Source organism: Pseudomonas sp. GL_139_B, assembly GCF_057834475.1.
In genome coordinates this window covers 2896612-2916165 of the sequence record NZ_CM174403.1, presented here as the reverse complement: position 1 = coordinate 2916165, position 19554 = coordinate 2896612, and the positions used below count along the sequence as shown (strand labels likewise).

Genomic DNA, 19554 nt, shown 5'->3' with positions numbered 1-19554 from the left:
AACACCTATGCTCGACGCCAAACGCCATCTCAGGCGGATATAAGGCGTCACCATGATCCTGATTCTGTTACCAACCTGCGACTACGACCCGACTGAGAGCAGCGTGCCCTGGCAAGCGATGCGCAGGGCCGGCTTCGAGGTGTGTTTTGCCACACCACAGGGTTTGCCTGCCTACGCCGACTCGCGCCTTGTGGATATCGGTTTTGGTCCGCTTAACCCTTTGCTGATGACACGCAAGCCCGACCTCGCCAGTTATAGACAGATGGTCGAAGACGCGTCATTTCGTAAACCACTGTCCTATGACGATGTCGACCCGAGCAAGTTCGACGGTCTATTGATTCCTGGTGGCCATGCCAAGGGCATGCGCACACTGCTGGAATCCGCCCAGGCACAACGGATTGCCTTGCACTTTTTCACCGCAGACAAACCAGTGGCCGCAGTGTGTCACGGTGTTCTGTTACTGGCCCGTACCGTGAATCCCGATACCGGGTTTTCTATATTGCGGGGTCGCAAAGTCACCGCGCTGGTGGCCAACACCATGGAATTACCTGCCTGGGCAATGACCGCGCCCTGGCTTGGGCGCTACTACCGAACCTATCCGCAGACCGTCGAGGCGGAAGTCACCTCCGCCCTTTCCAGCCCCGCAGACTTCCTGCGGGGCCGATTTCTCGCCGTACGTGATTCAGCGGACCAGCCACAACGAGGCTTTGTCGTGCGTGATGGCCGGTTATTAACCGCTCGCTGGCCGGGAGACTGTCATCGCTTCGCCGCCGAATGGGTACGACTTATCGGTTCACGTATTTGACGATGTAGGCATGCAGGTCGTTGTAGACGAAGTCAGGCACCAGCGCAGCGTGTGCCTGGGTTTTGAGTAACGCCAAGTGGCATGTCTTTACCATCTCGTCGCGTTCCCTCAGGGTGTAGACGTGGTTATTGATAATGCTGGTATAGGTGCTGCAAACGGTCGGTGCCGTTGGAGGGGTTATCTCGGCCGGGTCTTTTGTATAAGTCTTCTGGAAGCGCGAAACCCGCTCTTTCAACCCGCCGAGCCCGCGTTCATAGACCGTGATCTGTGAGCCGCTGACCGCTTTCGAGGCGGTTTCAAAGGCCAGGATGATCGCCTGCGCATTACTCATGCTGGTATCCAGCGCCGACAAGGTGACGAACCTTTCGAGTTGCTGTTTTTTCAGGCTGCTGAGGGCTCTTTTGATGCTCGACACGTGCGCGAACGCTTGATTGCAGCCGACGATATGCGTCTCGAACTGATAACCGGCTGCAGTTGCCAGGGGTGGAAAGGCGGCGAAATCGAGGCTGTCGAACGCACACTCCATAATGATGTTGTATTTGAGGGTGAAGGCTTCGGCGAAGATCTTGGTACTGACCTCGCGGACAAAGGCTTCCGTGTGCTCATAGGCATGCAGTACACCGAGCTTGACCATCTCGGCGTACTGGGGGTGTTTTTGACGGTATTCGGGCAAGTAAAGACGGACAAAACTCTGATAGCGGCTGGAAGGTAGAAGGCTGTTTTCCAGTAGATAGGTTTTGCCTGAGCCTTGCAGCCCGGCAACGATCAGTATTTTGGGGGTTGCCTGGGCGGTGATGCCGCGGAACAACGTCGCTTTGATTTCATTGAATGCGGCAGTGACCTGCTCCGGGGTGTAAGCGTAATTTGGCGCAACTGACATACCCTGATTTCCTTATCAAAGATTCGCTTGAAAGTGATTGCCTGCCCTTTGAATAAAGCGGTGATTCGCTGTTTGTTCAAATGGGCGTGTCTTTCAAGATATGTCACTGTTTTTTAAAGTAAAAAATCCTACTCTACAGCGCGAAAATGCTTCGACTCAACCGACCACCAACGTGGCAATAACTGTTTAATCTTGCTGTCGCCAAACCGGTCATCGATGAGCATCACCACCCCCTGATCCTGCTGGGTACGGATCACGCGCCCGGCGGCCTGCACCACTTTTTGCACCCCTGGAAACAGATAGGTGTAGTCATAACCGGCACCGAAAATGACAGCCATGCGGTGTTTCAGCTGTTCGTTGACCGGATTGAGTTGCGCAAGGCCCAGGGTGGCGATGAACGCGCCGATCAACCGTGTGCCAGGCAAATCGATGCCTTCACCAAAGGCTCCGCCCAACACCGCAAAGCCGACGCCCTGGCTGTGCGCGGTGAACTGGTCGAGGAAGTTTTGCCGTTGCGCTTCCCCCATTCCCCGGGACTGCGACCACAGCGTAATGTGCGGGTGACGCTCGGCGAGCAACTGCGCCACTTGTTGCAAATAATCGAAGCTGCTGAAAAACGCCAGATAGTTACCGGGGCGCTCGCCAAATTGCCGGGCGATCAGCTCGACAATCGGCTCAAGCGACGCTTGCCGGTGGATGAAGCGTGTCGAGATCTGGTTGACGATGTGTACTTTTAGCTGATCCGCATGAAACGGCGACTCGACATCAATCCACACCGTATTCGCGGGGGTGCCCAGAAGGTCCGCGTAGTAATGCCGCGGGCTCAGCGTCGCCGAAAACAGCACGGTGCTGCGTGCAGCGGTCAGGCGCGGGCGGATGAACCCGGCTGGCACCACATTGCGCAGGCACAACTGTGACAGTGGGCGCGTGCGGTCGAGGTCGCGTTTGCTGATGTCGAACAGGAACTGTTCATCGAAGAGTTCAGCCACCCGACTGAATTGCAGCATGTCGAAATAGAAACTTTGCAGCAAGCTGTCCAACCCTTGCGGGTGATCGTTGAGGTAGTCACCGATGCTCGCGCTGCACGAAGACAAGGCCTGGAGCAGTTTTTCCGGTGGCCTGTCGTACGCCTGATAGGCGCCGGATTGCGGGCTATGCAGGGCATTCCATTCCCGATTCACCCGCTGCAGGGATTTTTTCAGCGGCTCAGGCGCGGTTTTACGTACGCCGTTGAGGGTCGACTGGTCGAGGCTGGCGCTGTACATCTGCCGGCCGCGTTCCACCAGGTTATGGGCCTCATCGACCAGCACCGCGACCGTCCAGTTATTGGCTTGGGCGAGCCCGAATAGCAGCGCACTGAAATCGAAGTAATAGTTGTAGTCCGCGACCACCACGTCGGCCCAACGGGCCATTTCCTGGCTCAGGTAATAGGGGCAAACCTCATGCGCCAGTGCCACCTCGCGTAAAGCACTCTGATTCAACAGGCTCAGCTCACTGGCGGCCTGGCGAGCGGCGGGCAAACGATCATAGAAACCCCGTGCCAAGGGGCAGGATTCGCCGTGGCAGGCTTTGTCCGGGTGCTCACAGGCTTTGTCCCGGGCGATCATTTCCAACACCCGAAGTGGCGGCGCATCGGCGCTTTGCAGGATCGCCTGTGCAGCGTCCAGCGCGAGTTTGCGCCCCGGCGTTTTGGCGGTGAGGAAAAACACCTTGTCCAGTTGCTGCGGCGCCAGGGCCTTGAGCATCGGGAACAGCGTACCCACGGTTTTGCCGATGCCGGTCGGCGCTTGCGCCATCAGGCAGCGCCCGGTGCTGACGGCTTTGAACACGGATTCGGCAAGATGCCGTTGCCCCGGACGGAACCCGACATGGGGAAAGGCCAATTGCTGCGCCGCTTGATTACGCGCCGCACGATGGGTCATTTCCTGCTCGGCCCAGTGTAGAAACTGCGCGCAATGAAGTTCAAAGAACTGCTGCAGTTGCGCAGCGCTGAATGCCTCGACCAGACAGGTTTCCTTTTCACTGACGATGTCGAAATACACCAGCGCCAGGTTGATCTGCGCCAGCTCCAGCTTGCAACACATCAACCAGCCATAGATCTTTGCCTGCGCCCAGTGCAGCTGCCGGTGGTTGAGCGGTTGTTTGCTCAAGTCGCCGCGATAGGTTTTGACTTCTTCCAGGCAGTTTTGCCCCGGATCATAGCCATCCGCCCTGCCCTTCACCCGCAAGGTTTTGTAGGCGCCTTCAAGGGTAACTTCACTTTGATAACCGTCGCTGCGCCGGGACGCCACCGTGCGGTGCCCGACGATGCCTTCCAGCGCCGTCGGTGACGGGGTGAAACGCAGGTCCAGGTCGCCCACCTTGGCGGTGAATTCACACAGCGCCCGTACCGCAATGCTGTAGCTCAAGCGGTCTGCTCCGCCCATTGCACGTAACAGACGGCAATGGGCATCTGATGCTCATGACAGAACTCAAGCCAGCGCAATTGGTTGTCTTGTAGCCGGTCGCCGGGGCCTTTGACTTCGATCATGCGGTAGGTTTTTTGCAGCGGCCAGAACTGGATAAGATCCGGCATGCCAGCGCGGTTGGCCTTGATGTCTAGCAACAGGCGGTTGAACCAGTGCTTCAGGTGTTCCGCCGGCAGGCAATCGAGTGCCTGGTCCAGCAACGTTTCGTTCAGTACGCCCCAAAATACAAATGGCGACTGCAGGCCCCACTTGGCGGCATACCGCTCCCGAATCGTCTGCCGGTAACGACCGTCATCGAGCTCGGCCAGGCACGCCTCGAACAGTTCGGCACGGCGCGCACTAAAGTCTTCATGCAACAGGTCGACCGGCCCGCGCTGGAACGGGTGAAAGAACGCCCCCGGCAGCGGCGCGAAAATGGCTGGCCAGCACAACAACCCGAACAGTGAGTTGATCAGGCTGTTCTCGACGTAATGCACCGGCGCCTGTTCTTCTGCCAGGTGTGCCTGCACGTAAAATTCCACCGACAGCGCCAGATCGGTTCTGGGCAAATGAAGATCCAGTCGTTGCATCGCCCGGGGGGCTGGCCGCTTCAGCGCCGGACCGCCAAGTTTGCGCCGCAGTCTGGGCAGCACGCGCAGCAAATGTTGATGCTCGGCGGCGCTCTCCGGTGACTGCTGCGCATGGGCAGCCAGGTCCAGGGCGAGCTGATAGTCACCACAGCGCTCCAGCACGCGAATCAGCCGCACGCGTGCGCCGGGATAGTCGCAGTCGCGGTATATCGTCAGTGCGCAGGCGAAATCGGCGATGCGCTCGCAGTGCTGACCAATCTGGAATAGCAACTTGCCGCGACGACGTTGCAGCCACGGATTGCTGAGTGTCAGCCCATTGATTTGCTCGACGATGGACGCCAGCGGTTCGCCCGCCTCGAAATGCTGCTGGCATTGGTGCAGGTACAGGCAGGCGTCCACGTCCTCACGGCTGCGCAAGCCTCGGGACTCGGCACTGAATTCGACTTTTTCATAGGTAAAGATACCGAGATCGGCCAGCACAAACTCGGACCAGTCCTGATAGAGGTTGCCGAAGAACATCAGTCGAAACCGGTCACACAGGTCCATGATGCTCAGGGTGTACAGCTGGTCATTCAATGCAGGGCACCATTGGGCAAAGCTTTTGGCCTCGGGGAACTGTTCGCTCAGCAGGGGGAGCCAATCACCTTTCTTGCCCTTAGGCTGATCAATGGCAGTGCCGAAGCACTGAACAATCTCGGGTTTTAGCAGCACATCGAACAACTCCTCGATGTGCAAGGGCGATGCTTCATCGATCCAGCCTGCGACCAGCAACGGCTCGGCCGCGCTGGCGATCGGACCGATTTCGACGTAATTCAGTTTGCCGGCCCTGAAATGCACGCCCTTGCGCATCACCATCCTGACCAGCAGCGCCCGCGACTCCCTCGGCAGCCGGGTGAAAGCACGGATGAACGCTTGCTCTTCTACACTTAATACATCGGCATAACGATGTTCAAGCCAGTCAAGCACTTGCATGAAGTTGTTGAGGTAATAGAACGGGTCGTCGAGGGGATTTGCAGTCACAAGGAAAAGCGCCATGGCAAGCGAGTACTGGTTATGCGTACAGATAACAGTTACCCGCGGTGCGGTGCAAACGGAAAAGGATAAGCGGCGGCGTTATTTGGTCATTTTTCAGTTGGGCATCGAACTCCATGTCGATCGAAGGCACCAACCGGAATAGAGGAACTTTTCAGCATCGTGAGAGGTGAATATGAATATCAAAAACCTGGGTTTGTCGCTGGCCACGGCAGCCTTGTTAGCCTTGACCGGCTGCTCGACGCCGACGGTCGTGACCCTGCAAAACGGCACCCAGTATTTGACCAAGGACATGCCGAATACCAAGACCAAGGACGGCTTCTACGAGTTCGAAGATATTTCAGGCAAGAAGGTGAGGGTCAATGCCAAGGATGTGGCCACGGTTCGCAAGGAAGACTAAGGACCGCGTTATCGTTCATCGTGAGCAGGCTCGCTCCCCGCCACCGTACGGCAAATCTGTCGCTAAGTTTCAATTCCAGAGAACATTGTTTCCTTACTATCGAGCACCCTCAACAGTTGGAGAATATCGTTGAACGCGCCCCACGTTCCGATGTCTTCGGGCGTCGACTTGCTGTCCAGCGTTCGACGAAGGCTCAGCAATACATTTAATCGCCCTAAAGCGATGTCATCGGATGTAGTGCCATTCGAAGTGAATTCCCCGACTGCGTCGTCAATTTCTTCTTCGATCAAATTTCTGAATGCTGACTTTTTCATTGAGCTCTCTCCAGCAGACTCCATGCCTGCGAGTTCACTCTATGAGCTACTTCGGCAGGCATCTACTGTCAGAAATTACAGGTATGGGCCAGCGAAGGGCGATTAACTCCCCGTCCGAATCTTGTTCCACACCCGCGTACGGACCCGGTCAATGTTCAGTGGCATCGCCTCCAGCGCGAACAGCTTGCCCATCATCTCAGGGCTTGGATAAACCTTGGTGTCGTTTTTGATCGTCGGGTCGATCAGGCTGTCTGCCTGTTCGTTACCGTTTGCGTAGTGCACGTAGTTGCTGACGCTGGCCATGACGTCCGGGCGCAGCAGGTAGTTCATGAAGGCGTAGCCGGCCTTCTCGTCCGGCGCATCGGCGGGCATCGCGACCATATCGAACCAAATGGCGGCGCCTTCCTTGGGAATGGCGTAGCCGATGTCGACGCCGTTGTTGGCTTCCTTGGCCCGATTCTCGGCTTGCAGGATGTCGCCAGAGAAGCCGACCGCTACGCAGATGTCGCCGTTGGCCAGGTCGCTGGTGTACTTGGACGAATGGAAGTAGCTCACGTATGGCCGGACTTTAAGCAGCAGCGCTTCGGCCTTTTTATAGTCTTCCGGGTTTTTACTGTGAGGCGGCAGGCCCAGGTAGTTCAGAGCGGCGGGCAAAAGTTCAGGGCCGTTGTCGAGGATGGCAACGCCGCATTTTTGCAGCTTTTCCATGTTCTCGGGTTTGAAGATCAGATCCCAGGAATCCACGGGGGCGCTGTCGCCCAGCACGGCCTTGACCTTGGCGATGTTGTAGCCGATGCCCGTGCTGCCCCACAGGTACGGAAAGCCATGTTCGTTGCCCGGATCGTTGGTCTGCAAAGCCGCGAGCAGAACCGGATTGAGGTTCTTCCAGTTCGGCAATTGAGCCTTGTCGAGCTTCTTGAGCGCTCCCCCTTCAATCTGTCGCGCCATGAAATGGTTGGACGGGAACACTACGTCGTACCCGGATTTACCGGTCATCAACTTGCCGTCGAGGGTTTCGTTGCTGTCGTAGACGTCGTAGGTAAAAGCGATACCGGTTTCTTTCTGGAAGTTTTTCGTGGTGTCAGGGGCGATGTAGTCGGACCAGTTGTAGATTTTGACCGTCTCGGCCGCCTGGCTGAGGGTCGCGACGAGTGCAAGTGGCGCCAGTGTCAGTGTCTTTCGGATCATGGGTCGATTCCTGTAGGGGCTTTTGTTATTGGCAGGCAATCAGAAGATCAAAAAATCAAAACGTAGGTCTTGCGCACGGTTTCCTGGATATCCCAGATGCCGAGACTGTTGGCTGGCAACATCAATGCATCGCCGGCTTCTATGTAGAGAGGTTCACCGTCGTCCGGGGTGAAGGTGCAACGGCCCTGGATGAAGTGACAAAATTCCTGGGCCACAATCTGTCGGCGCCAGCGTCCGGGCGTGCATTCCCAGACACCGGTTTCGACACCATCGTCGCGCTCGACGCTGGTGGTCGAGGCTACTGCCACCGGTTTTCCCAGTGGCACCGCGACGGGGTTGGATTCTTCAAGTTTCAGGGAGGCGGTATTCTTGAGTTGCGTGATGCTCATGGGCGTACCTGTCGATGGAGAAAGCATTGTTTACTGCATGAAACCTTCCATGAACCCCGCGACCCCGCTGGCCAGCTTTCGGCGCCAGGGTGCGGTAGCCGGGTTGGCCAGGGTCTGGTCTTCGTGGACGAAGCTGCGGATGATCGCGTTGTAACCGAGCCAGCGGCAGGGTTCTGGCTCCCAGGCCTTGAGTGTGTCGAGCCCGCCTTGCGGCATGACCCAAGGCTGGCGCACCAACTCGGTATCGCGCTGAAGAATCAGGTCGGCGAGGGTTCTGCCGCCCAGGTTGCTGGCACCGACGCCCTCCCCTCCATAACCGCCGGACAAGGCGATGCCGCTGGCGTGATCACAGAGCATGTGCGGTTTGAAACGCCGCGACATACCGAGGTTGCCGCCCCAGGCGTGGGTAATCCGCACATTCTTCAGTTGCGGGAAGAGCTCGCCGAACAGGTATCGTCGTAGCTGCACTTCGCTGCTCGTCAGGTCGAAGTCATGGCGTAACTTGCCGGCAAACTGGTAACCACCCCGCGCCCCGAACACCAGGCGGTTGTCGGCGGTGCGCTGGCCGTAAGTCACCTGACGGCTGCTCTCGCTGAAGGCCTGGCCGCTATTCAGGCCGATTTCGTCCCATGTCGCAGCGGAAAGTGGCTCGGTGGCAACGATCAAGCTTTGCACCGGCATTTGATAGCGACCCAACGGCGGCAACGTCGTCGCGTAACCTTCTACCGCCGGGACAATCCAGCGACTGCGAACCGCTGCCTTGGCAGTGCGCAAGCTCCCCGATTGCCACTGCGTGACGGCGCTGTTTTCATAGATGCTGACCCCCATGTTCTCCACCGCCCGTGCTAAGCCTCGCACCAACTTTGCCGGGTGGATGGTCGCAACGTGCGGTGCATAGATACCGCCATAAGGCTTTGCAACTCTGATCTGTTGCGCCAGTTGCTCGGGGCTGAGCCAGCGGTAGTCACTTTCGGTCAGGCCCTGACGGTAGAGGTCATCCAGATAGCGGCGCAGGCTGGCTTCCTGCTCGGGGTAGCGTGCAGCGCAGTAAAGCACCCCGCCTTTGCGGTAATCGCAGTCAATGCTTTCGCGCTTCAGCACGACGTCTACTTCATCAGGAATGCCGTGCAGTAAGTCGAATGAGGCGCGGCGATGTTCCGGGGACAAGCCGGCGAGCAAGCGGTCTTCACCCAACAGGTTGCCCATCAACCAGCCGCCATTACGGCCCGAGGCGCCAAAACCGGCGGTTTGTGCTTCGACAATGGCGATGTTCAGGTCCGGCGCCAGGCGCTTCAAGTAATACGCGGTCCAGAGCCCGGTATACCCGGCGCCAATGATTGCCACGTCGACATCCAGATCGTGTTCCAGCGCCGGACGGGCCAATAGCGGCTCGTCGAGTTGATCCATCCATAAACTGATAGTGCGCCACGCCGACATGCAAGACTCCGCCACTCAAACTTCGATGGCGTCGATCCTAGTGCGAGGGCTCAGGGGTTGTCTTGCGCGCGGGCACGCAAGGAAATTTGTTTGGCGTACGCCTTGGGCGACAGACCGGTGTGCTGGCGAAAACAGGTGTAAAACGCCGACAACGAATTGAACCCCGCGGCAAACGCCAGTTCGTCGATGCGTACCGGCGGTGTGGCAGTGTCTAGCGTGCCGAGCAAATGTTGCAGGCGCGCTTGGTTAACGTAGCGATAGAAACTCTGGCCCAGCACTTGATTCAACAGGTAGGAAATCTGGTTGCGACTGTAGCCGCACTCCTTCGCCACCCGTTGCAGGTCGAGTTCGGGGTCTAGATAGGGTTGCTGGTGCTGGAAATACTGCTGCAAGTCATCGGCCATTAAACTCAACTGACGTGGGGACAGACCGAGTCGACTGACGGCCGGACGCAGTGTTTTGGTCGCTGCGCTGGGCGGCTGCTCATGGACCAGTGTGGCGTATTCGTTGACCCGCCAGATCAATCCATCACGAACGGTGATCGCCTCGCTGGTGTGGAAGGACACCAGCCCCTCACCGCCCCGCAACGTCATCCGGTACTGAATAAATGCTGTGTTGCCGTCCAGGCGAATCCGGTCCGAGTGTTCCAGCGCTTCATCCGGGTTGCGAGGCATGCTCACGCGCACGTACTCGCGCAGATCGTCGAGCCCCATCACGCGGTTCTGGAAAAAATCGTGGTACTGGATGTCTAGGTGATAAAGCGCCATGACGCCGTCCAGGTCACGGTGCTTCCAGCACAAGTGGTAGCGCATGACCGTCTCGCCCGTGGCCCGGGTTTGCTGCGGCCCATCATCATCGGGGTGCATAAAGGTCTCTACGGAAAAACCGCGAGCTTGCCGAACTTCTGCCCGGGGTTCAATGGCTGAAGAAATGGTCAGGAGACCCTCATCAAATAAACGCTACGAACCGCCCAACGGCCAAAAAAAAATCACATGGATTTCACATTCGGATGCTACTTTTAAAGGCAGTCACCGGTTGAGCCATTGAAGGCTCTTCCCCTCCTAACATGAGCTAAAGGAAGCGCTCGATGAAGAAGGCGGGCTACATATGAATAAAGGGTCATTCAGCAAAGTTACGTTTCCAAACGCCTGCCAGCTGATGCGCTGGCATTTTCATCCCATGGGATTTGAGGCGAGCATGGACGCGCCGGGCAGCATGATCGCCCGATTATTTGATCGTGCCAGTGGCGAAACCACGATCGCCATTGCCGGTATTCCTTGCGCAACGGTCATGAATGCGGCGGATGTCGAGCGAATCATTGAAGCCGTCGAGGATGAACTTGAGGCATTTGTTCCACCTATAGCCCTCAAAAGCTATGCCTGAAGGCCGAACACTCAATAAAAAGCCCACGTTTTGTGGGCTTTTTATTGGGTAACGACTCAGGGTTACGCCAGTTTCTGAGTACCCCGATGATCAGCAAAAAACGCTTTCCCCTTGCCGATCCGGTCAGACGCCTTGGGCATGTTCACAGCCGAGTCCTGCCCCTCGACATACCAGTAGCAATGGCTCACTGCCCGGGTGATGCCGACGTAAGCCAGTCGCAGGATTTCGTCTTTTTGTGCGCTGTCATACGGCTCACTGTCACCGACCTTGCCAAGTCCCGCCATGCGGTAAACCTGATTTTTGTAGGGGGAGCTGGTCAGATGCTGGCAATCACCCAGCAAAAACACCGCATCGGCCTGCAAGCCTTTGGCGCTGTGATAGGTCAGTTGTTTGAGACGCCGCGCATCATATGGCAAGCTCGAATCAAGATTAACAACAGGTTTAATATGCTGTTCAATCAATAACTTATCGATGCTTTTTCGATAAAGCATCAAGATTGAGTCACCCTTGCGGTAATGCTCCATCAGGCGCTGGGCCATGCCCTGATCGTCCCGGTCCAGCACGTTTACCGGCAACAGCGCCTTAGGCTCGCCGCTGGCTTTGGCTTTTTTGCCTGCGATGGCTGGCGCTGCGCGGACAATATGCTCGGCGGCGTCGATGATGTGTTGATGACTGCGATAGTTGTCGCTGAGCATGACTTTGGTAGTGCTCGGCGACGGGAACTCTTTATTGAACTCCATGAAATACGTCGGCGAACTGCCGCGCCAGCCATAAATGGACTGCCAGTCATCCCCCACGCATAGCAGAGATGAGCGCTGCGCGCCCCGCCCAACGTGCATCGTCGGACCTCGACTGCGGATCTCGGCCAGACTGGCGCGAATCCAGGAGACGATCTGCGGCGATACGTCCTGAAATTCATCGATCATCAGGTGTGACAGTGGCCGCAGCAACTCATCGCTGAGCAGCTTCAGGTTTTCCGGGGAATGCTCGCTGAACAAGGCGAACATGCGGTTGTAGGTCATCACCGGCGGTTTTTGATCAAGCAGATGATCTTCCAGCGCTCGCCAGAACAGGCTCAAAGCCTCAAAGAAGAAACTGTCGGGGTCATCCTTGGCGAAACTCATCTGGCCAACGGCGTTCGGAACATCCAGCCCCAGATTTTCTATAAACCCGGCTGCCGCCACAAAACAGTCCAGCAATGGTGCAGAAGCGAGCTCGCCTTTGACCTTGTAATCAAAGCCCGGCCCCGCACTGGCATCGCCTGCCAACGAGGCTAAAACGCGTTTTGACGACTCGTAACTATCAAGCCATATCAATGGCTTACGACAGAAAGCTTGAAACAGAGTGCGTTTTACCGCCCATTCCGCCCGGACCGTCAGCTTGGCATTCGGGCGGCAGACCTGGGGATTTTCCCGTGGATCGAAACCTAAAACGACCCAGGCATCCAGACTCGGGATGTAACCGTGGCAACGGAACGTCGAGCCATTGATATCGAACGAGTGCCGCTTGGGTTCAATACCCTTGATTGGCCAGGCGCCGGCACGAAACCACAGGTCTTCAATGGCGTCGCAGAGTTCTTCATCGCGCTTGGCAGCCAGTTCGGTCACTGCTACGCGTTTTTGCACATCGGGGTGGTCACGCTCCAGCTCCTTAAGCTGCAAGGCGTGGCGGGACAAAGGCTTGATCAATTCACGAAAGCGCTCATCGCGTGTGTGCAACTGGTGGTAGCAGGCATTGAGCTGCTGGCGTTGAGCGTCATTGATGCGCAGATCGAACGGGTTGCTGTCGACTTCTTCCTCATCGTTTTGGACGCGGTTGCCGAGGTTTTCGAAGGCTTGCAGACGCTCGAACCCCGGCAAGCTGCGAACCATCGGCAGAATTCGCGAGTGGAAGGTGCGCACCAGATCACGCGCCTCTTTCAGGCTCAGTGGGCGGCCCCACAACGCAAACAGCTCGACCAGCTTATTAATGAAGTCTTTGCGCGACTCGCGAGTAAAGGTCACCACCGTCATCGAGCCCAACTCGAAACCTAAATAGTGGGTCAGCAACAGGATACGCAACACCAGCGTGGTCGATTTGCCGGCGCCTGCCCCGGCGATCACCGACGTCGACGGTGTGTCACTGAAAATCATCTTCCACTGCGCAACGCTCGGCTGGGCATGAGTGGGCAGCAGACGAGCGACATCAGCCTTCATGCGTTTCTTCAGCTCAGCGCTCAATGGCAGGCGCCAATCGTCAAACAGATTGTCATCGACGCTGGGTGGTCGATGCTCGGTTGAGCGTGAATCGCGGATCAGCAGAACTTGCCGGCCTTCTTCGAGCCCCTCGAGCTTTCCCTCTTTAAAGCCGTAATCAAACCCCGCGCTGTGACCGCTGCGAAAGCCGTCAGCCTGCCCATGCAACCAGGACGCGCGGTGCTGCGCACGCAGGCGGGTCAAGCCATGACCGAAGAATCGTGCGGCCAGGCGCTTGAGCAGCGGCATCTCGGCCAAGGGGAGAAGTTCAGGCGGAAGATCGGGGGTGTGTTGCGGCACGCGGACTGACTCCAGGGTGTGAGGCTGTTGAGGGCTATGGTGTCTGCATTTGCGCATGATTTCTAGTGAAATGCTTTCAGGTCATCGGCTTAAGCGATGAAGTGAAGGTTGAATGAGAACATTTCGAGGGCATTTCGCATCAACTAATTCGATTGTAATGAGGCATTTTTTACGCTTTTTATCGATGTGTACCTGATAGATGATGCTCGCCATTAACCCCCTTTCAGGAGACGACCATGCTCGAACTCAGACCCTTCAGTTCCCTGGGCGGTGCCCATCACGGCTGGTTGGATGCCCATCATCACTTTTCGTTCGCCGAGTACCATGACCCAAAGCGCATGAACTGGGGCAATTTGCGAGTGTGGAACGATGACGTGATAGCGTCCGGCACCGGGTTCCCAAAACACCCGCACCGGGACATGGAGATCATTACCTACGTCCGTGAAGGTGCGATTACTCACGAAGACAACCTGGGTAACAAGGGCCGCACCGAGGCAGGCGATGTTCAAGTCATGAGCGCTGGCACCGGCATCGCTCACAGCGAATACAACCTGGAAGCGACCGCGACCAAGATCTTTCAGATCTGGATTATCCCGAACGAATCCGGGCTGGCACCGTCCTGGGGCGCCAAGCCGTTCCCGAAAGGTGAGCGTGAAGGTTTCGTGACCCTGGCCAGCGGTAAATCCGGCGATGATCAGAGCCTGCGAATCCGCGCCGATGCGCGCCTGGTGGCGGCGAACCTCAAGGCCGGTGAGTCTGCCGAGTATCGTCTGGACAGTGGACGTCGCGCTTACCTGGTTCCGGCCACTGGTGTGATTGAAGTCAATGGCTTACGTGCGCAAGCTCGAGACGGTATTGCGGTGGCTGATGAGCAGGTGCTGCGTGTGACGGCGATCGAGGACAGCGAAATCGTCCTGGTCGACCTGGCGTGAATCGGTAAGCGCCAGGCGAAAAAAGGGGCGACCGTGATGGTCGCCCCTTTTTACTGCCTGGATTACTTGGCTGCGATTGCGCCATCCACTAATGTCTGTGCTTCGGCCACCAACTGCTTGAGGTGGTCATCACTTACAAAGCTTTCGGCGTAGATCTTGTAGATATCTTCAGTGCCCGACGGACGTGCCGCGAACCAGCCATTTTCGGTCATGACCTTCAGGCCTCCAATGGCCTGGTCATTGCCCGGCGCATGGCTGAGGATGCTCTGGATCGCTTCGCCTGCCAGTTGGGTCGAGGTGACCTGGTCCGGCGACAGCTTGCTCAGCAAGGCTTTCTGTTCAGGGTTGGCCTTGGCATCCACGCGTACCGAAAACGGCTCGCCGAGTTCGTCGGTCAACGCGCGATAGGCCTGACTTGGATCGCGGCCGGTGCGAGCGGTCATTTCGGCTGCCAGCAACGCCGGGATCAAACCATCCTTGTCGGTGCACCAGACGCTGCCGTCCTTACGCAGGAACGAGGCGCCAGCACTTTCTTCACCGCCAAAGCCTAGAGAGCCATCAAACAGACCGTCAGCAAACCATTTGAAGCCGACCGGCACTTCATACAAACGACGGCCCAGACGCTTGGCCACGCGATCAATCAAGCCGCTGCTGACCACGGTTTTGCCCACGGCAGCATCGGCGCGCCACAGCGGGCGGTTCTGGAACAGGTAGTCAATCGATACCGCGAGGTAATTGTTAGGCGCCAGCAAACCACCGGACGGCGTGACGATGCCATGGCGGTCGTGATCCGGGTCGCAAGCAAAGGCCACGTCAAAGCGTTCTTTCAGACCGATCAGGCCTTGCATTGCGTGGGTGGACGATGGGTCCATGCGGATCTGACCATCCCAGTCAACGGTCATGAAGCGGAACGTCGGATCGACCTGTTTGTTGACCACATCGAGGTCCAGTCGGTAGTGCTCGGCAATTGCCGACCAGTAGCGCACCCCTGCCCCGCCCAGCGGATCAACGCCCAGACGCAGCTTGGCATCACGGATGGCGTCGAAGTCGATTACATTGATCAGATCGGCCACGTAGGTGTTGAGGTAATCGTGACGATGGGTCGTGCTGGCTTTCAGCGCCTGCTCGTAACTGATGCGTTTGACACCGGCGAGTTTGGCCGCCAGCAGTTCGTTGGCCTTGGCCTCGATCCACTTGGTGATATGGGTATCGGCCGGGCCACCGTTGGTGGGGTTGTATTTGTAGCCACCGCTTTGCGGCGGGTTGTGCGACGGCGTGATAACGATACCGTCCGCCAATCCAGAAGTACGGCCGCGGTTGTAGCAAAGAATCGCGTGGGAGATGGCCGGGGTCGGTGTGTATTCATCACCTTCGGCAATCATCACGTTGACGCCGTTGGCGGCCAATACTTCCAGTGCACTGGCACCCGCTGGCGTGGACAGTGCGTGGGTGTCGATGCCGACGAACAAAGGGCCGTCAATACCCTGGGCTTCGCGGTAGAGACAGATCGCCTGGCTGATTGCCAGAACGTGCCATTCGTTGAAACTCAGGTCGAACGAGCTGCCTCGGTGCCCGGACGTGCCAAAGGCTACACGCTGGGTAGCGATGCAGGCGTCAGGCTGGCCAGTGTAGTAAGCCGTTACCAATCGCGGGATATCGACCAACAATTCTGCCGGTGCCGGTTTGCCCGCAAAAGAACTGAGTGTCATGCAAAACCTCTGGAATAGACCGATTCAGGAATGGAACGCAGTTTACTGACAGTTTGACCGCAACGCGATGGGATCGATTCAAGATGATTCACGATGTTTGAGTCCCTCGCTCAATCGGTGGCCTCCAGACGCAAGGCATCCCCCAGCAGACCCAGTGCAACGGCAAGGTCATGCTCACCGCCGAAGGTATGACTCAGCCGAAAGTGTTGCCCATGCAGACCGCGTAAACTGAACAATTCCCCCGGCGCCACCACGACCTGCTGCTTAAGCAAGCGGTGGAACACGCCGCGCACATCGACCCGCCGCAACGAGCGCACCCAGACTGTTGCGCCACCCTGAGGGTCGACAAAGTGCAAGGCGTCTGCCAGTCGCTCCTCCAGCAGTTGAGTCATCTGCACTTTGCGCTCCTTGAGCAGCCGGCGCAGCACCAGCAAGTGCTGATCGATTCGTCCATTGTTGTACAGACGCGCGATGGCCTTCTGGCGGATCGGCGATAACCTGAACGATCGCAGCAGAAAGTGCCGTTGCAGCTCACCTCGCAGTTGCCGCGAAAGCAGGTAGCCATAGGGCGCTTCAGGCCCTATGACCTTCTCGAACGTGGAAAACACGATCAAGCGCTCCGGGTCCAGCCAATCACGAAACCGCGGCCGGCCGGGTTCAAATTCGAGTTCGCCATAACAATCATTTTCCAACACCCAACTGCCGTGCCGCTCCAGCAACTGCGCCGTGGATTGTCGGTTGCTGTCGCATGCCACGCTGCCGCGCGGCATGCTCAGACCGGATGACAGCATCACCAGTCTCACCGGTTCGGTTTCCAGCAGTGTCTGCAAATGGTCAAGATCCACACTGCCATCCGCTTGCAATGACAACTCGATAACCTGCACGTCGGCGTCCTGAAACAATCGCAGGATCCCCCAGTCGCACGGCGACTCCACCACGACTGTGGCGTCTTTGAGGCAAAGCACCGCGATCAATATTTCCAGGACGCCACGCAGATCAGCCCCAATGTAGACATCCTCGGCGTGCCAGCAGCGCGCTGGAGAGGAGGTATAACGAGCCGCCAGAGCGGTGCGCAGCTCCCGTTCGCCACAGGGTTGAGAAGTGGGATGCGGCTGGCGTGGATACTGGCGCAACAGTTCTCTTTCAAGCAGCAACAGCGGGCTGTCCAACGGTAGCAACAGTGCGGGTTCATCGGCGCTCAATACCAGCATTCCGGGGCGCCTGGCATTCACATAGACCGTCTCCAGCAGGTCATTACCGCTGCACGGTGGCCGGATGAACGACACAGGCAGTGCGTAATAACCGGATTTGGCCACCGAATAGACGCGGCCTTCCTTTTCCAACAGTGAATACGCGTACTGAATGGTCGAAATCGATACACTCAAGCGGTCCGCCAATTGCCGTAACGAAGGGAGCCGCACACGCGTGTCGCTGACCGGTTCGCTGATCAGGTGGGTCAGGTAGCGGTACACCGCCTGATAAGCGAAGTCGGTTTCTCGGGGTCCTTTCATGGGCAATGGCCGAACATACTGAGTTCGCCCCACTGCAGCTGAGTGCGCGTTATCAAGCCAGGCACTTTCAACGTCCCGTTGACCGTTCGCCCGTCATTGCGTCAATCGCGATCAGCGCTGCTTGCTGTCCAGTGTCCGCTGTTTCGGCGCTGGCCACCGGTCCCATGCTATATAGCGCACCGATCAGGCTAACGGGCAACCCGCTGACGTCGATCATCCATTGCAATACCTGCTCGGGCGCAGGCTTGCCCTGCATTGCTCGATGCAGTTCGGGCAGGGCCACGAGCATACCGGGATGACACTGGCGTAGAAAACGTTCAAGCGACGCACCGTTCTCTACAAAGGGTGCAAACAGCAAACACACCAGTTGAGCTTCGTTGAGGCCGAGGTTTCTTTGCGCCTCGGCCTGCGCCAGTTCGCGCTGTTCCGACAGGGTTGCCGGGTTGCCGTACGTCTGCATTGCCTGGTCGCACACATGCTCTGAAAGTTGCTTGCGTTGCAACATGACTAATAGTCGCTGCAAATATTCGCTAATGCCGGCCTCGTACGTCCGCCCCTGCACGAACCTGGCTTGCAGCCCACGCAGGTGTGCGGAAATCGAAAGGCTGGCGTAGTCGTTATCGCCAACCTTCGTCATCAGCCCGTCAGGTTGAAACTTGAGGAACTCGGTAAGCAATGGCCAGCGGTCCTCCAGGTTGCTGACCAGCAGGTCGTGAATGTCGATGAATGTCGTGCGGCGACACGCCTCAAAACTTTCTGCAGGTCGCCAGGCGGGCTGTTCATGGCCAGAATAAAACTCGCGATAGCAATCGCTGCCCAGTTCATCAAGCCGCGTGAAAAGCTGCTCATAGCCGGTTTCAGGCTGCTCTGGCCTCGGGAAGCCGGCTTTTGCCGCAGCACGGTTCAATCCCTCCATAAACTGACTTTGCTGGCGCGGTGAATCGCTACTGACCATGGCATCGACGCCCCGTTCCCAGCGGGCGATTTGTCCGTAGAACTCGCCCGTTGCCAGGTAGCCGTCATCCCACAGATCCAGAGGGGCGTTCCAGGTTCGGCGGTGACCGACCATCAAGAGATTGAGTCGATTTGACTCGCGGCCGGCTTCAGAGACCCCGACCCCGTGATTGAACGGCAGGACCTCGCGGTTATCGACCATCAACACTTCAACCCGAGGATCATCGTAAAGAAACAACGCACTGCAACTGCGATGAATGTTTTCAAGGGCCATCGAGGCTGCGTCGTTCAAGCGCAAGGTCGCCACCCGCAGCTGGAATGTCGCGGGTGCCCGGCCGGCAATGCTCAATTGCGCGGCACGCAGCAGCGCAAGTGTGTAGCAGTTGTCGCGGGTCCCGGACTGGATCGTCAGCACCTTGTACTCGCCAATACGTTCCATGCCACCTGCAGCGACCACCAGGCGCTGAATCAACAGCTGCAATGCAGTGCGTTCGGCCCGCGAAAAGAAACTCAGCAATCGTTGCAATACTTGCTGATAAACATAGTTCATTGCCTGATCATGGGTATTGGTCATCATTATTTACCTGTTACTCATAGGTTCGATGTCACGCAAACAACGCTTTGCATTGCGCAATCGGTTGCCCGTCATGATTAGAGTGTCGTACTTGATATCAAATGCTAACACTTAGTCTTTAGTCATTATTTGAAACGATTAAAACTTGGCGACAAACCGCCCGTCGTCGACAGGCCTCCAGCCCCTGCAGAACGGGCGCCTGGCGACGGCGCGAGTGATCCTAGGAAATATCCGACAGCGTCCCACAGACAAGTAGCACGATAAATAAAGAAAGAAGTCACCCTGGGTTTTTCGGCAACTGTTCGGTAACGCGCTAATTGTTGAGTTTGTATTGCCTGGGCGCATTGAAAAGTATCTGCCCGATACCTAGCCATAGCTCATTCCTTGAGATGAAAGTAATCATTCAATTATCGGGGCTTATATGATGATTAGAAGATACAGATTGAGGAAAAAAACCAGTTCAGTTGCTGAACGG

The 19554-nt window shown here is 57.3% G+C and carries 16 protein-coding genes; 4 read left to right on the top strand and 12 right to left on the bottom strand.

Annotation, left to right across the window (positions count from 1 at the left end):
• The first annotated feature begins 52 nt into the window (after positions 1–52).
• On the top strand, positions 53–805 hold the full coding sequence (locus tag AC3ISI_RS13360) for a DJ-1/PfpI family protein (protein WP_489337379.1): 753 nt from the start codon (positions 53–55) through the stop codon (positions 803–805).
• Here the strand turns inward: AC3ISI_RS13360 and AC3ISI_RS13355 are convergent.
• From AC3ISI_RS13355 to AC3ISI_RS13345, 3 genes are all read right to left on the bottom strand, one after another.
• The gene (locus AC3ISI_RS13355) at positions 786–1685 is read right to left on the bottom strand and encodes a zeta toxin family protein (RefSeq protein WP_489337378.1); all 900 of its coding nucleotides are present in this window, start codon (positions 1683–1685) and stop codon (positions 786–788) included. The two genes, AC3ISI_RS13360 and AC3ISI_RS13355, sit on opposite strands and share 20 nt — an antisense overlap.
• Positions 1686–1813: 128 nt before the next feature.
• Entirely contained in the window at positions 1814–4093 is a 2280-nt protein-coding gene (locus AC3ISI_RS13350; protein ID WP_489337377.1) for an ATP-dependent DNA helicase, read from the bottom strand.
• On the bottom strand, positions 4090–5757 hold the full coding sequence (locus AC3ISI_RS13345) for a VRR-NUC domain-containing protein (RefSeq protein ID WP_489337376.1): 1668 nt from the start codon (positions 5755–5757) through the stop codon (positions 4090–4092). Before AC3ISI_RS13345 ends, AC3ISI_RS13350 begins: the two co-directional genes overlap by 4 nt.
• Positions 5758–5929: 172 nt before the next feature.
• Between AC3ISI_RS13345 and AC3ISI_RS13340 the strand changes: the two genes are divergently transcribed.
• A complete protein-coding gene (locus AC3ISI_RS13340) occupies positions 5930–6154 on the top strand; it encodes a YgdI/YgdR family lipoprotein (RefSeq protein WP_489337375.1) in 225 nt (74 codons plus the stop codon).
• A gap of 62 nt (positions 6155–6216) precedes the next feature.
• Here AC3ISI_RS13340 and AC3ISI_RS13335 read toward each other — a convergent pair whose 3' ends face one another.
• From AC3ISI_RS13335 to AC3ISI_RS13315, 5 genes are all read right to left on the bottom strand, one after another.
• Positions 6217–6468, bottom strand: coding sequence for a hypothetical protein (locus tag AC3ISI_RS13335; RefSeq protein WP_489337374.1), 252 nt, complete (start codon positions 6466–6468; stop codon positions 6217–6219).
• A gap of 102 nt (positions 6469–6570) precedes the next feature.
• Positions 6571–7656 carry a polyamine ABC transporter substrate-binding protein gene (locus AC3ISI_RS13330; RefSeq protein WP_489337373.1) on the bottom strand — a complete coding sequence of 362 codons (1086 nt, stop codon included), beginning with the start codon at positions 7654–7656 and terminating at the stop codon, positions 6571–6573.
• A gap of 47 nt (positions 7657–7703) precedes the next feature.
• A complete protein-coding gene (locus tag AC3ISI_RS13325) occupies positions 7704–8045 on the bottom strand; it encodes a cupin domain-containing protein (protein WP_489337372.1) in 342 nt (113 codons plus the stop codon).
• A gap of 30 nt (positions 8046–8075) precedes the next feature.
• Entirely contained in the window at positions 8076–9482 is a 1407-nt protein-coding gene (locus tag AC3ISI_RS13320) for an NAD(P)/FAD-dependent oxidoreductase (protein WP_489337371.1), read from the bottom strand.
• Positions 9483–9532: 50 nt separating this feature from the next.
• Complete coding sequence (locus tag AC3ISI_RS13315; RefSeq protein ID WP_489337370.1) at positions 9533–10348, bottom strand: helix-turn-helix domain-containing protein; 816 nt, start codon at positions 10346–10348, stop codon at positions 9533–9535.
• A gap of 241 nt (positions 10349–10589) precedes the next feature.
• Here AC3ISI_RS13315 and AC3ISI_RS13310 point away from each other — a divergent pair, with 241 nt between their 5' ends.
• Positions 10590–10865: a DUF1652 domain-containing protein gene (locus AC3ISI_RS13310; protein ID WP_489337369.1), complete on the top strand. Its 276-nt coding sequence runs from the start codon at positions 10590–10592 to the stop codon at positions 10863–10865.
• 62 nt (positions 10866–10927) lie between these two features.
• Here AC3ISI_RS13310 and AC3ISI_RS13305 read toward each other — a convergent pair whose 3' ends face one another.
• Positions 10928–13399, bottom strand: a complete 2472-nt coding sequence (locus tag AC3ISI_RS13305) for a UvrD-helicase domain-containing protein (RefSeq protein ID WP_489337368.1) — start codon at positions 13397–13399, stop codon at positions 10928–10930.
• A 236-nt stretch (positions 13400–13635) separates the two neighbouring features.
• On the opposite strand from AC3ISI_RS13305, the gene AC3ISI_RS13300 reads away from it, so the two are divergent.
• Positions 13636–14331 (top strand): pirin family protein, encoded by a 696-nt coding sequence (locus AC3ISI_RS13300; protein ID WP_489337367.1) that lies wholly within the window; start codon positions 13636–13638, stop codon positions 14329–14331.
• A gap of 62 nt (positions 14332–14393) precedes the next feature.
• On the opposite strand, the gene pgm is transcribed toward AC3ISI_RS13300, so the two are convergent.
• The 3 genes from pgm to AC3ISI_RS13285 all read right to left on the bottom strand — a co-directional run bounded on the left by pgm (position 14394) and on the right by AC3ISI_RS13285 (position 19079).
• Positions 14394–16040 (bottom strand): phosphoglucomutase (alpha-D-glucose-1,6-bisphosphate-dependent), encoded by a 1647-nt coding sequence (gene pgm, locus AC3ISI_RS13295; RefSeq protein WP_489337366.1) that lies wholly within the window; start codon positions 16038–16040, stop codon positions 14394–14396.
• A 110-nt stretch (positions 16041–16150) separates the two neighbouring features.
• Positions 16151–17551: an aminotransferase-like domain-containing protein gene (locus AC3ISI_RS13290; RefSeq protein WP_489337365.1), complete on the bottom strand. Its 1401-nt coding sequence runs from the start codon at positions 17549–17551 to the stop codon at positions 16151–16153.
• 67 nt (positions 17552–17618) lie between these two features.
• Positions 17619–19079: a hypothetical protein gene (locus AC3ISI_RS13285; protein ID WP_489337364.1), complete on the bottom strand. Its 1461-nt coding sequence runs from the start codon at positions 19077–19079 to the stop codon at positions 17619–17621.
• Positions 19080–19554: the final 475 nt, after the last annotated feature.